The organism is Limosilactobacillus rudii (assembly GCF_014145455.1).
In the GTDB taxonomy this organism is placed as follows: Bacteria; Bacillota; Bacilli; order Lactobacillales; family Lactobacillaceae; genus Limosilactobacillus; species Limosilactobacillus rudii.
Genome location: NZ_JACIVB010000053.1, coordinates 23481 through 37340 on the forward strand (window position 1 = coordinate 23481; position 13860 = coordinate 37340).

Consider the following 13860-nt stretch of genomic DNA (forward strand, 5'->3'; position numbering starts at 1 on the left):
TATTGTTTAATAAGAGGGAGTGATGACTTGTTAGGACAGATCATTCAATATTTCCAAAATAATAGTGGTCAATACTGGCAATATGTTGGTCAACATATTACGCTTACAGTAGTAACACTAGCAATTTCAATGGTAATTGCCTTACCGTTAGGATATATTGGCTCACGAATAAAAGTAGTAGCAAATTTTTGCGTTGCCTTTGCTCAAGTATTGCGAATTATTCCTAGTTTAGCATTGTTATTTTTATTAATTCCGTTTATTGGGACAGGGATTGTTCCAGCGCTAATTGCCTTAGTTGTCTTGGCATTGCCACCATTGCTTATCAACACAATCCTCGGTTTTAATGAAGTAAGTCCGCTGTATAAAGAGGTAGGAACAGCGTTGGGAATGAGTCAACGACAGTTATGCCGGCAGATCGAAATTCCGCTAGCACTACCATATATTTTAAATGGAATAAAACTGGCAATAGTTGAGATTATCGCCAGTGCAACTTTAGCGACCTATATTGGCGCTGGGGGGTTAGGCACATTGATTTTTACTGGTCTCGGATTATTTGACATGTCATATGTAGTAATTGGGGCAGTTAGTGTGGCAATCTTATCTTTTCTTGCAATGACTAGTTTTGATTACTTAATCAGGAAGGTACAAAAGTATGACAAAGCCAATTATTCAATTTAAACATGTTCAAAAGACATTCGGAAGCAATATTATTATTCCAGACTTGAGTTTTACAGTTAATAAAGGTGAGTTTGTTACCATTCTTGGGTCATCTGGATCTGGGAAAACAACTACGCTTAAAATGATTAATGGCCTGTTACAACCAAGCGCTGGTGAGATTTTAATTGATGGGCAAAAAATTAATGACTTGGATTTAGTAAAATTACGGCGCCATATGGGGTATGTTGTTCAGCAAATAGGCCTTTTTCCGCATATGACAATTTCGCAAAATATTGCGGTCGTACCTAAAATGTTACAGTGGCCCCAAAATAAAATTGAAGAACGGGTAAATGAATTGTTAAAGCTAGTTCAACTAGCACCACAAGAGTATGCAAATCGATATCCGCAACAATTGTCGGGTGGACAGCAACAACGAATTGGTGTTGCCCGCGCCCTAGCAACTAATCCGCCTTATGTTTTATTTGATGAACCATTTGGTGCCTTGGATGCGCTGACCCGCAGTGAACTTCAACGGGAAATTAAAAGAATTCATGAATCGCTACCGGATAAGACGTTTTTATTTGTAACGCATGATATTAATGAGGCACTTTTTCTCGGTCAGCGGGTGATGGTGATGCATCAAGGAAAGGTTGCTCAATTCGCTCGTCCTCAAGAGATTGTTCATCATCCGGCCACCGCATTCGTTAAAGAATTATTAGGAACTGTTCAACAAAATAAGAACTTATGGAGGGAACAGGATGATTGAATATTGGAACGAAAATTGGTCGGTGATGCTAAGTGATGCCCAGCAGCATGCAGTAATGGTGCTTTCTTCACTAGGAATCGCATTGATATTGGCAATTGTAATAGTCTTACTTTTTCTTCAGCGTCGTAATTGGCTTAACAGTTTAGTTTATTTCTTTTCACTCTTATATTCGATTCCTAGTTTTGCTTTTTTTGCCCTCCTTTTACCAGTTTCCGGTCTAGGAATGCGAACCGCTATTATTGTGCTGACTATTTATTCGGAGTATATATTGCTCCGATCATTTATTACGGGTATTCGTGAAGTCAATCCTCAATTGGTTGAAGTTGCAGCTGGGATGGGGATGACCCGTAGCCAAATTTTTCGACAGGTCCAACTTCCGCTGGCGCTTCCCGCAATTTTTAGTGGCATTCAAGTTGCACTAGCTTCCACGATGGCAATGGCAACAATTGCCGCTACAATAAGTGCTGGTGGCTTGGGTCAATTATTGTTTGAGGGCCTTCAGGGGCAACAGGTAGTTCCTATCTTATGGGGGACAATTTTGACGGTAACTCTGACGTTGGTATGTGCAGGAATTATTCAAAGTTTTGCTTGGCTGTTAACTCATCGATGGAGAGGAGTAATGGAAAAATGAAAGCTGTTGTTGTAAAAAAAAGCAGGTGGTCCAGATCAGCTTGTCTATCAGGAGGTACCCACACCACAAATAAAGCCGGGATGGTCGCTAGTTAAAATCATGGGCTTTGGAATTAACCGTTCAGAGATTTTTACCCGTAAAGGATTGTCACCAACCGTAAAATTTCCACGAATCTTAGGCATTGAATGTGTAGGTGTAATTGAGCAAACGACTGAACCAAAGCGCCTTCCCAAGGGACAAAAAGTAATTTCAATCATGGGTGAAATGGGACGAGCTTTTGATGGTTCGTATGCAGAGTATGTTCTATTACCTAATGATCAAATATATCCTGTTGAGACTCGTCTTGACTGGAAGACATTAGCAACTATTCCTGAAACTTATTACACTGCGTATGGTTCGCTGCTTAACCTTCACATCCATTCCGGCGAAAGTATTTTAGTACGTGGTGGAAGTAGTGGCGTAGGGGTGGCGTTTATGAAATTAGCTCGTGCTTTATTTCCCGGTGTACGGATTACCGGAACGACTAGACGGGCACCCAAGGCAGACCGATTAATTGCGGCAGGTTATGATGATGTTGTTTTTGATCAACAAGGCCAACTAAAAACAGAACTGAAATTTGATAAAGTTTTTGAACTTATTGGTCCCGCAACTATTAAGGATAGTTTCAAGCATACTAATCCGGGTGGCATTGTCTGTAGTACTGGAGAACTAGGTAATAAATGGCATCTTGAAAAGTTTGACCCGATTATGGATATTGCTCCTAATGGCTATCTTACAAGTTTTTATTCAGGAAATGTTAGTCGGCAAAAGCTAAATGGGGTGCTGAGACTGATTGAGGAACAAGACATTCCTGTCAAACCAGTAAAAGTCTTTCGGCTGGATCAATTGCCTTCTGCGCATCGATATTTAGAAAGTCATGATAGTTTTGGAAAGGTAATTGTGCTAAACCAGGCAGATGATTAGGCGATGTAAGTAAGCAAGCGTACAATAAGGCTACTTAACATAAGGACGGAGGTAGTCAGAATGCAAAAAGAAGATTTAAAGAAACGCCTTTCACCAATCCAATATGCGGTTACGCAAGAGGCGGCGACTGAACGACCGTTTACGGGTAAGTATGATCATTTTAATGAACCTGGGATATATGTCGACGTTGTTAGCGGTGAACCGCTTTTCTCTTCGCTTGATAAATACGATTCTGGTTGTGGCTGGCCAGCCTTTACAAAACCAATTGCAAAGCGTGCAGTTAAGGAGAAGCGTGACCAATCTTTTGGAATGGAACGTACCGAAGTAAAAAGCAAAGAGGCGGATTCACATCTTGGACATGTATTTACTGATGGTCCAATCGAAAAAGGTGGACTCCGATACTGTATCAATTCAGCAGCGTTACGATTTGTACCAGTTGACCGCCTTGCTGCTGAGGGATACGGGGAATATGCCGAATTATTTAAATAATATAGTGATGAGACCAAGCTAATTTCTAGCTCTTTGTTGTTTTATTTAAAAATTCGAGGTAGTGTAAATTAACGTAAGACTTTTCTAGCTGTAGAAAAATAAGACCGTGAAAAAATTTTGGCTTTTTTCACGGTCTTCAATCGTTTTAAAAGATTATTTTATATTGTTACTCAACTATTAATAGTGCGATTAGTTCAATTAATTAAATCTGTGCTGGTGCTTACCACCAATGAATAGACTAATAATTGAAGCTAAAAGGATCGCAGAAAAACTAACAACAGCAATTACGTTACTTAATAATGACATCATGGTAAACACCCTTTCTTAATCAATCTAATGTTATCGCTTTCAACGACTATATTATAACATTTATTATACAAAGATAGCTAAAATAGCAGCTAAAAATTCACTAAGACTTTGCGCAGAAAAAGCTTAGTGAAAACTAATAAAAAACTACTTTACCTTTACTTATTCAAAAATTGGTCTGCACAGGCTAAGGCTTTACCGCCGTAAACAGTGGAAGGTCCGCCGCCCATCATAATCGCAACATTAATTGTCTCAATGATTTCATCGCGAGTTGCGCCAAGCTTAATTGCGCCTTTAACATGTTGAATAATACAGCCCTCACAACGAATAGCAATTGCGATTCCTAAGGCTTCAAGGGCCTTGGTTTTACTGTCGAGGGCACCGTCTTTGATTGCAGCATCGTGAACGTTTAAGAAATTCTTTCCAACTTCACCAGTACTACTAAAAATATTCTTGTTGTTATCCATTATTTCCGTTAACTCTTGTTGATAATCAGTCATAATAAGCATCCTTTCTTAACTTTATGTGACAAGGCTAATTACTTATGTTTATTGTAACCGTTTTCTTTAACGCGAGGTAGTAAAATTGACAGAAAGATTTGGTTAGATTCAAAAACAACTCCAATCGTCGTATAGCCGAATGGAGTTGTTTTTCTTTAAGTTTGATAATTAAGCAAAATAATTACGTACTATTTGCTTATAAGCTTTGATTGTTGCGAGGTAACTTGAAATAGTTGTAAATTCATCGGTTTGATGAGCAGCATTCCATGAATCGCAACCAAGGACGACAACTGGTAAATCAGGTCGGTGGAGGGTAAAGACACTGGCGTCAGTAGCACCGTTAATGATGTCGAGTTTAACGTCATTAGGATAGTTTCTTTGAGCAGCGTTTAACGCAGTTTGAACAAATTGATCGGTAGGGTCGGTTGCGATTGGATAGAAATCTTGAATGATTTTTAATTCTAATTGAAACGGCGTAGTGTGATTAATGTATTCGATTGTATCTTGAAGACGGTCAATGACCTTTTTGTTATTAAACGTAGCCGTTGGACGAATATTACCGTGGAGGGTTGCGCTATCAGGAATAGTGTTTACTTGGTCACCACCGTTAAAGACTGTGATGCTGTGTTGTACCTTTCCTAGGTATTGGTCATCCTTAGCATCATCAAAGAGGTGTTTTTCTTCTTCAACGAATTTAAGTAATCCCTCAATAGCATTAACTCCTTGGTCAGGATGAGAACTATGGCATGATTTACCAAAGCTTGTAATGCGGTAATTCATGCTACCAGAATGAGCAAAAATAACGTTACCGCCTGTTGGTTCACCGACCACTAAAGCAGTTAAGTCAGTAGCTGTTCCTTGCTTTTCTAAACGATAAGCACCAGGGGTTCCCAATTCTTCACCGGCAGTAGCAATAAAACGAACCTTGCCTGTTGGTAACTGATTGGCTTCTTTTAATTCAATAAGTGAAAGGGCTTGTGCGGCTAGTCCGCTCTTCATATCTGCGGCACCACGGCCATATATGCGATCGCCTACAATTTCACTTTCAAATGGCGAATGCTGCCAGCGATCAGGGTTAGGTACAGCAACGGTATCTTGGTGCCCGGTAAAACCGAGAACACGGGAATTTTCGCCGGTACCGATTTCTGCAATTAAATTAGCACGCCGGTCACCAAATTCATCAACTTTAGCTTCAATACCGTGGATGGATAATAATTTTTGAAGGTAATGAGCTACTTCGGCTTCGTTGCCATTAACTGTATGAATTTGAATTAGGTCTTGCAATACCTTTACTTTTTCGTTGGCTTCCATAATAAACCTCCTCTACCGATCTTGGTGATTTAGTTTCTTTGCTAGAAAATCACCAATAACTTGAATGATTAAAACAAATAGTAATACAAGCAGAGTAGCGACCAAGGTGACATCATTATTAAAACGATCATAACCGTATGAAATAGCGGTGTTCCCAAGACCACCGGCACCGATAGCTCCGGCCATTGCGGTTAAGCTTACTAAACTAATTAATGTTACGGTTGAAACTCGTACTAGCTCGGAGCGGGATTCGCGAAGATAGACCTCAGTGATAATATCCCAGTTTGTTGCACCGATAGCTTGGGCGGCTTCAACTTTTCCATGATCGACACTTTCAAGGGCGACTTGTACTTGGCGTGCATAGAAAGCAAAGACGCCAATGGAAAGAGGTACTAATGCGGCCGTTGTTCCAATTTGGGTTCCCACGATTAATTGGGTGAACGGCGCGATGAATGCCAGTAAGATGATAAATGGAATTGCCCGGAAGATTGATACAACTTTGTCAACAATACTGAAAATAATTCGATTCTCAAGAATTCCGCCTGGCTCAGTAATTACGAGTGCAACGCCAAAAATTAATCCTAAAATCCCACCAAAAATGGCTGGCCAAAATGTCATGTAGATTGTTTGAATGATTGAGGTTCCCCAACCATTATCACCACCCCAGCCGAGTTGAATTACGTTTGGTATAATATTATTCATTCCAAATCCTCCGATCATCAATCTTAGTGACAGTAACGTTATTTGCTCTTAAAAATTCAATTGCCTGGCTACGTTTGTCAGCATCACCTTTAATAACAACAAAGAGTGTTCCCACTGGTGAACCCGCAAGTACTTCAATATTTCCATATAGCATACTTGCTTCAACTTGTAGCTTCTTGTATAGCTCAATGATAATTGACTTTGTGACGTTATTAGCGTCGTAGACTAATTGAAGGAGTTCTTCGTCGTCATTTAGGTGTTCAAGGTTAAAGGCCTTCAATGTATCCACGGCTGCTAGTGAACCACCAACAAATTGACGGGTAAGTTCTTGTTGTGGTTGCAAGAAGACTTTTTGCAATGTTCCGCGTTCAATGATTTGCCCATATTCCATGACCGCAATCTTGTTTGCTACCCGTTTAACTGCATCCATTTCATGGGTAATAAGAACGATTGTTAAACCAAGCTTTTCATTTAAGCGTTTCAAAAGATCTAAAATTTGATTTGTATTCTGGGGGTCAAGGGCTGATGTTGCTTCATCAGAAATCAAAATTTCAGGGTCATTTGCTAGTGCCCGAGCAATTGATACCCGTTGTTGTTCACCACCAGATAATTGCACTGGATAAAATTCAGCTTTATCTTTTAAGCCGACGAGGTCCAATAATTCCAATGCTTTCTTTTCTTTAGCATCATCATCAAGCTTAGTATGCTTCAAAGCAAAGAGCACATTTTCGATCACTGAAGTTTCATTTAACAAGTTAAAGTGTTGGAAAATCATGCCGATTTTACGACGCTTTTCTTGCAGCTCCTTATTACTAATTTGTTGACGGTGATCCTTGAAAAAAACAGTGCCATTAATAGTAACAGTGCCTTTAGAGGGAAGCTGTAAGAGGTTAATCGTTCGTACTAACGTTGACTTACCAGCACCAGAATACCCAACAATTCCATAAATGTCGCCTTTGTCTACTTTTAAGGTAACATCTTTGACGGCGTGAACAGTATGCTTGCGTTGTTTAAAGGTCACACTAATGTTATCTAAATCGATAATTTGATTTGTCATGTTAGTCCTCCTTATTTATTGAAGTTGAGGTCCCAAGCGGGAATTTCTGCTGTACCGTAAAGCTTCTTGATTTCTTGCCTGGTCTTTTCAGTTTGGTATGCTTTGACTACATCTTGGTAGATCTTGTTATTCTTTTGACTGTCCTTAGCAGCAATCACATTAACCCACTGCTTAGAGTCCCTGTTGATTGGTTCAACAAAAATAGCACTCTTGTAATTGATACCAGCTGCTTGGGCGTAGTTTGTGTTGACAATAGCAGCATCAACGTCATCTAATGAACGAGCAGTTTGGTCGGCAGCTAATTCTTTAATTTTAAGATCGCGAGGATTCTTAGCGATTGAACTAACAGTTGCTAGCTTAGTGCCCTTCTTTAATTCGATTAAACCAGCATTCTTCAGTGCAAAAAGTGCTCGTGATTCATTTGAAGCATCATTCGGAACGGCGATTGTTCCACCATTAGGAATTTCTTTAACACTCTTGTATTGCTTGGAGTAAAGGCGAATAGGTGTAATGTAAGTATCACCAATTGAAACAAGATCGGTTTTATGTGCCTTATTCCAGGTTTGTAAGAATAGCTTGTGTTGGAATGAGTTTAAGTCAACATCACCATTTTCTAAGGCCTTATTAGGTTGGTTGTAATCAGTGAATCGTTTGAATTTTAAGGTGATATTATACTTATCCTTAGCGGTTTTACTTACAGTTTGCCAAATTTCATCATCTTGTTTTGACCCAGCCATGATTCCAATTGTTACAGTTCGCTTGGCCTGTTCCTGAGGACGAATAAAACTAAAGTAACCAGCAATAACAACAACTAGTGCGACGATAATCCAAATAATTGTATTTCTTTTCTTTTTACGCTTCATAAATAAAACTCCCTTTCAAACTATCTATTTTTACTTGATAATTAAACGTTAATATTGAGAAATCATTGGGGAAATAAAAAAGCACTCATCCCTTAATTAAAGGACGAGTGCTTCGCGTTACCACCTTTATTTACTAGATCCTCACAAATCTAGCCTCAGTAGGTTACTCTAATAAATAGATTAGAATTACCTAGCACTAGTAACGTGTGCTAACCCGTTATCGACTAACAATCATCGATACCATTCCAAGCCCATCTTCAGTACAGCCGCTTGCTCCTTTTCACCACCCAGAAGCTCTCTAAAAAGTTTAAGTACTTACTCTGCTTTTCGATATGTTTTAACGTTTAATTAATTATTATGTGTTTTATTATAATGATTCTCTAATTTTTGTCAACACTAATTTTAATTATTGATGAATTATCTTTTTCGAATGGTTGACCGTTTACTTCTTGATTATCATCTCGAATAATAAAGTATCCGTAAATTCCAGCGCACAATACGATTACTGCAATCACTAAAAAGGTAGGTTGGTAACCAATTTTATCTCTTAGTATTCCAAGAGGTGTTGATAAAATAATTTGTCCGATGGCCCCAGCTATTCCAGTGACAATATTAATAGTTGCAGAAATTCGGGGGTCATAATGAAGTGTATAGTAACGAAACATGACAACAACAAAAATAGCTGTTTCTGGTGCATGAAGTAATTTAATGCATGATACACCGAAAGGATTTGTAATTAGGCCACATCCGGCAATCCGGATAAACATAAAGGTTGTACCAAGTAAAATTGTCTTTTTTAAACCGATTTTTCGCATAAGGATTGGAACAAGTCCCATCATAATTGATTCTAGAAATACTTCAATTGAATTTAAAATCCCATACATATGATCTCCGGCAGCTTGTGTGGAGAAAAACTTGGTGAAGAACTGAGGGAACATTTGTTGGTCAAAGATTGTGTAGAATGTTCCGCTGAATACCAGAAAAATAGCGATTTCCCATAAACTTTTGATTTTGAAAATGTTGAGAAAATCTTTGGTAGTTGGTGGAGTTGCTTCACGTTGATTTTCTGAGATGTTTTCGAATTTTTTAATATTATTAGAATTGCGAATCGGATTCCAAAATATTAATGTTACTAATAAGAGGGCCGCAATTACTGATCCCGACCAGAAAACAAGATAGGGACTAATTGTGAATAGATAACCGGCAGCAAGGGCAGCAGCGGCATAACCAAATGATCCCCAAGCCCGTGCTTGTCCATATTGATAGCCGAAGCGCCGACTAATTCGTTCAGCTAAGGCTTCAAACATTGGCGAAGCGGATAAATAAGCAAAAGTCAAATAAATAGACCCTAATAATGCCCCAAGCATGAAGTGAGTTCGTAAAATTGGAACATAAAGCCATGTGAAGAATGGGCCAAGGAAAATCTGTAAAACAGCACAAAAAATTAATAGATTCCTTTTGACACCAAGACGATCTTGAAAATTACTATATACAAGGTTCATTATTAATGAAATTGCAGAATTAAACGAATAAATAATACCTACTTGTGCCCCGGAGAAGCCTTCTTTAGTTGTTAACCAAATTTGGAAGAAGGACCACCAAATTCCCCAGCCGGCAAAAAATAATAACAAGCTTAACGAGTAACTAGTATAAAAAGGATTTTTCCATTGACTTTTCTGCTTCATGTTAATCATCTTCTCCTAATGTATAGATATTTCCATGTAAGGTACAGTTATTAGAACTAATAGATGTAGTAATTTTCCGGGTAGTGTAGTAGCGTTCGGTAAATGAAACTGCACCATCATTAATGAAAAATTCAACAGAACTAGTATCAACAAAGATGTGGATATCAGTTAGTGGGGTAGTTAACGTTGCATACCGATATTGGTCATTCTTTCCGCGACGAAATAGTGTAACCTGGTTATGACGGACTGCTAGTTTGATGATAGTTCCATTTGCATCATTTATTTGCCAGGCAAAAGTTTGTGGAGTTTCATTTTTCACTTTAAATAAATACTCAGTGTGTTGAGGGTCCGTTACCGATAATTGTTTATTACCAGTTAGTACGATTTCTTTATCTAAAATAGTAGCCGTTCGTAGTTGTTGCAATTCCTTAATAGGACGGCTCTTTAGACAATTATTTTCAAGTATAAGTTCTCGCGGTAATGTTAAAGAACCGGCCCAACCATCGGCTTGTTCGTCCATCTTTTCTTCAAAGGGACTCATCCACCCGATTAAAATTCGGCGACCGTCTGGGGTAAGCATTGTTTGTGTAGCGTAAAAGTTATGTCCTTGATCAACTTCTTTGAAAGCTGTTCCTGAAAAAGCTGCTTGTTGATAGTTTAATTCGCCAATAGAATAACAAACCTGTGAAAGATTAAGAAAAGTCTTCTTCTGAGCTTTAATGCCCATTGGGGAGCATATTAAAACGTTTTGTCCATTTAACTCAAACATATCGGGACACTCCCACATCCATCCTTCTGTTTCTTTGCCCTTTGAACAAGCGATTGGTCCGCAAGACTTCCAGTTTATTAGGTCAGAAGATTTATATAGGAGAATACGACCTAGATGATTGCTTTTACTTTGACTGCCAATAACCATATAGTACTCGGAATCATACTGCCAAACTTTAGGATCTCTAAAGTGTTGAGTATTATCGGTCGGAGTTGTAATGATTGGGTTTTGGCTATATTTGTGGAAAGTAATTCCGTCATCGCTATAAGCCATATTTTGATTTTCATAAAAGTGATCAGTGTCATTATCTTGATAGTAGTTGTGTCCCGTATAAAAGAGATATAGTCGATCATCCTTAACAATTGCGGAACCTGAAAAGCAACCGCCACTATCTTCTTTATCACCTGGCACTAATGCAGTTGGAAGCTGTTCCCAATGTAATAGGTCTTTGCTTCGGACATGTCCCCAGTGCATTGGTCCCCATTCTGCAGAATATGGGTGGTATTGATAAAAAACATGGTAATAACCTTTGAAAAAGCATAAACCATTAGGGTCGTTTAGCCAGCCACCCGGAGTAGTTATATGGTATCGTTGGCGGTAACGGTTATTTGTGATCTGGATAAATTTTGTTTGGTCGAGTTTATTAGCCATTAATTATCGCTCCTTTTTTGTTAGCGCTTACAGATTTGCTGACAATAATATAATCCTTGACCAAATTTATGTCAACCGGTTAATGTATTAATCGGTTGACATATCCTTAGAACCAGTAACGATTATTAAATTTAAAAATAAAAAAGGTCTATGATATGAGTACCCTTATCAAGTTAAAATACGAACCTATATACAAATAAGCTCCAGAATTAGTAAAACTAAACTCTGGAGCTCTCTTCATTATTAATTAAGCAGTTGTTCCATTATGAAAGGTGACAGGAATAGTAACGGAATGGATACCTTTTTGATGATTGATCCGTGCCTCTAAAATATTAACAGCAGTTTTAGCAATTTCGTTAATTGGTTGCTGAATCGTTGTTAAATTTGGGAATAGTAATTGGGTAACATCAGCACCATCGTAGCCAACTACTTTTAGGTCTTTGGGAACTTCTTTATGGAACTGGTGGGCAACTTTAATTATAAGACTAGCATCAATGTCGTTTGAAGCAAAGATACCATCAACATTAGGGTGTTCCCTAAATAGTTTTTGAAATAGTAGAATTTTCTCCTGAATAGAGCTATTAAAACTCGTGTAGTAAATAATGGGCTTCATGTGGTTTGCTTTAACCGTGTATTCGTATGCAAGACGCCGATTTTGTGTAGGCGATGCTAAGGTAGTTGGTCCATTTGTATGAATAATGTGGCGACACCCAAGGTCGATCAACCGTTGCGTAGCCATTATTCCACCTTGGTAGTTATCAGAAGAAACGATTGGTACGTCTTCGTTGACAGTTCGGTCAATAGAAACGATTGGTAAATTAGGATGGTGGTATTCAGGAAGTCCTTGATTGTGGGCTCCGACAATTAGCCCATCAACTTGATGTTCAAGTAGCTGTTGTAGATAATACTCTTCCTTTTCTGGGTCATTTTCACTATCTCCTAGGAGGACTTTATAGCCCTTTTTATAAAGATTCTTTTCTAGTTCTGCAGTTAATTGACCAAAAAAAGGGTTATTAACTGTAGGGAAAATTAAACCAACAAAATTAGTTTCCTGCTTATATAACTGACGAGCAATACTATTAGGCCGATAATTTAATTTAGCCATAGCATCATGGACTTTTTTAATGGTTTTTTCACTTAGGTATCCACGGTGATTTAATACCCGTGAAGCAGTTGTTTTTGATACACCGGCCTCTTTTGCCACATCTTCTAGTTTTATGCGTCTTTTTTCGCTCATTTTTTCACTTCAATTTCTATGTAATAATACCTAAATTATATCATTGAAAAAAATTTTAAAACTAATTTTGTTGATTGGTATATTTTGACTAGGCATATAACATAAATAAAGTTAAAAAGTTTTACCCAAATTATTGGTTGGTTTACGCATTAATATTAACCGGTTGACATATATTTTTGGAAGCGATAACATGATTACCGTAATAAAGAAAGCGATTTCAAAAAAGAAAGAAGATTATAGCTATGGCAAATATTTCCTTAGACGTACAAGGATTAAAGCAATTCGTACATGATAATGAACTTGGTGAAATGCAAGCAATGGTTAACGCTGCTAATGATGAATTACGCAACGGAACAGGTGCTGGAGCGGACTTTCGCGACTGGCTCCACTTACCAACAGAATATGATAAAGAAGAATTTGCCCGAATTAAAAAGGCGGCCGCTAAGATTCAACGCGATTCGGATGTCCTGGTGGTAATTGGGATTGGTGGTTCATACCTTGGGGCCCAAATGGCAATTGACTTCTTGCACAATACCTTCTACCAAGCCCAAAAGGCGAAGGATCGGCAAGCACCATTGGTTGTCTTTGCCGGTAATTCCTTGAGTTCGACGTATGTGCATGACTTGATTCAATTGATTGGTGATAAGGACTTCTCAATTAATATTGTTTCTAAGTCTGGAACCACAACTGAACCGTCAATCGCCTTTCGGATTTTTAAGGACCTCTTAATTAAGAAGTACGGAGAAACCGAAGCTAATAAGCGGATCTATGCTACCACCGATAAAGCGAAGGGCGCTTTGAAGACTGAGGCTGATGCTCATGGTTACGAAACCTTTGTAATTCCGGATGGTGTTGGTGGTCGTTACTCGGTTCTTTCCGCAGTAGGGTTATTGCCAATCGCTGCTTCTGGTGCAGATATTGATAAGCTAATGGCCGGGGCTGCCCAAGCAGAAAAGGATTATGTTGATCCGGACTTAAGTAAGAATGAAGCCTACCAATACGCTGCTTACCGGAACATTCTTTACCGTAAGGGCTATGAAACCGAATTATTGGAAAACTACGAGCCGAACATGCGGATGTTTGCCGAATGGTGGAAGCAGTTAGCCGGTGAATCAGAAGGGAAGGACCAAAAGGGGATCTACCCATCCTCAGCTAACTTTACCACCGACCTGCACTCCCTTGGTCAATACATCCAGGAAGGGCGCCGGTTCTTAATGGAGACCGTTGTTAAGCTTGATAAGCCAAACCATGATATGGAAATCCCAACCGAACC

At 38.7% G+C, this 13860-nt stretch carries 13 protein-coding genes, 1 pseudogene and 1 other annotated feature; of the genes and pseudogenes, 6 read left to right on the top strand and 8 right to left on the bottom strand.

The genetic code is table 11. The annotated features are described in order from the left end of the window. Positions 1–27 precede the first annotated feature (27 nt). The 5 genes and pseudogenes from H5S39_RS05450 to msrB all read left to right on the top strand — a co-directional run bounded on the left by H5S39_RS05450 (position 28) and on the right by msrB (position 3506). Positions 28–678: an ABC transporter permease gene (locus H5S39_RS05450; RefSeq protein ID WP_182597211.1), complete on the top strand. Its 651-nt coding sequence runs from the start codon at positions 28–30 to the stop codon at positions 676–678. Then, positions 653–1423, top strand: coding sequence for an ABC transporter ATP-binding protein (locus H5S39_RS05455; RefSeq protein ID WP_182597210.1), 771 nt, complete (start codon positions 653–655; stop codon positions 1421–1423). Before H5S39_RS05450 ends, H5S39_RS05455 begins: the two co-directional genes overlap by 26 nt. Further along, positions 1416–2054, top strand: coding sequence for an ABC transporter permease (locus tag H5S39_RS05460; protein WP_182597209.1), 639 nt, complete (start codon positions 1416–1418; stop codon positions 2052–2054). The genes H5S39_RS05455 and H5S39_RS05460 overlap by 8 nt, the downstream gene beginning before the upstream one ends. After that, positions 2051–3017, top strand: a pseudogene (locus tag H5S39_RS05465) (zinc-binding dehydrogenase). Before H5S39_RS05460 ends, H5S39_RS05465 begins: the two are co-directional and overlap by 4 nt. Positions 3018–3077: 60 nt before the next feature. Further along, positions 3078–3506: a peptide-methionine (R)-S-oxide reductase MsrB gene (msrB, locus tag H5S39_RS05470; protein WP_182597208.1), complete on the top strand. Its 429-nt coding sequence runs from the start codon at positions 3078–3080 to the stop codon at positions 3504–3506. A gap of 464 nt (positions 3507–3970) precedes the next feature. On the opposite strand, the gene H5S39_RS05475 is transcribed toward msrB, so the two are convergent. The 8 genes from H5S39_RS05475 to H5S39_RS05510 form a co-directional block, all read right to left on the bottom strand. Beyond that, positions 3971–4312: a carboxymuconolactone decarboxylase family protein gene (locus tag H5S39_RS05475; protein ID WP_182597207.1), complete on the bottom strand. Its 342-nt coding sequence runs from the start codon at positions 4310–4312 to the stop codon at positions 3971–3973. 168 nt (positions 4313–4480) lie between these two features. Next, positions 4481–5623, bottom strand: coding sequence for an ArgE/DapE family deacylase (locus H5S39_RS05480; protein ID WP_182597206.1), 1143 nt, complete (start codon positions 5621–5623; stop codon positions 4481–4483). 12 nt (positions 5624–5635) lie between these two features. After that, positions 5636–6343, bottom strand: coding sequence for a methionine ABC transporter permease (locus H5S39_RS05485; RefSeq protein ID WP_375139110.1), 708 nt, complete (start codon positions 6341–6343; stop codon positions 5636–5638). Then, positions 6318–7382 (bottom strand): methionine ABC transporter ATP-binding protein, encoded by a 1065-nt coding sequence (locus tag H5S39_RS05490; protein ID WP_182597204.1) that lies wholly within the window; start codon positions 7380–7382, stop codon positions 6318–6320. Before H5S39_RS05490 ends, H5S39_RS05485 begins: the two co-directional genes overlap by 26 nt. An 11-nt stretch (positions 7383–7393) precedes the next feature. Beyond that, complete coding sequence (locus H5S39_RS05495) at positions 7394–8245, bottom strand: MetQ/NlpA family ABC transporter substrate-binding protein (protein ID WP_182597203.1); 852 nt, start codon at positions 8243–8245, stop codon at positions 7394–7396. Between the two features lie 96 nt (positions 8246–8341). Beyond that, positions 8342–8585, bottom strand: a binding site (T-box leader). 40 nt (positions 8586–8625) lie between these two features. Then, positions 8626–9930, bottom strand: coding sequence for an oligosaccharide MFS transporter (locus H5S39_RS05500; RefSeq protein WP_375139111.1), 1305 nt, complete (start codon positions 9928–9930; stop codon positions 8626–8628). Position 9931: 1 nt separating this feature from the next. After that, on the bottom strand, positions 9932–11350 hold the full coding sequence (locus H5S39_RS05505; RefSeq protein WP_182597201.1) for a glycoside hydrolase family 32 protein: 1419 nt from the start codon (positions 11348–11350) through the stop codon (positions 9932–9934). Positions 11351–11597: 247 nt separating this feature from the next. Then, the gene (locus H5S39_RS05510) at positions 11598–12587 is read right to left on the bottom strand and encodes a LacI family DNA-binding transcriptional regulator (RefSeq protein ID WP_182597200.1); all 990 of its coding nucleotides are present in this window, start codon (positions 12585–12587) and stop codon (positions 11598–11600) included. Between the two features lie 242 nt (positions 12588–12829). On the opposite strand from H5S39_RS05510, the gene H5S39_RS05515 reads away from it, so the two are divergent. Beyond that, on the top strand, positions 12830–13860 hold a 1031-nt coding region (locus H5S39_RS05515), incomplete at its 3' end, for a glucose-6-phosphate isomerase (protein ID WP_182597199.1).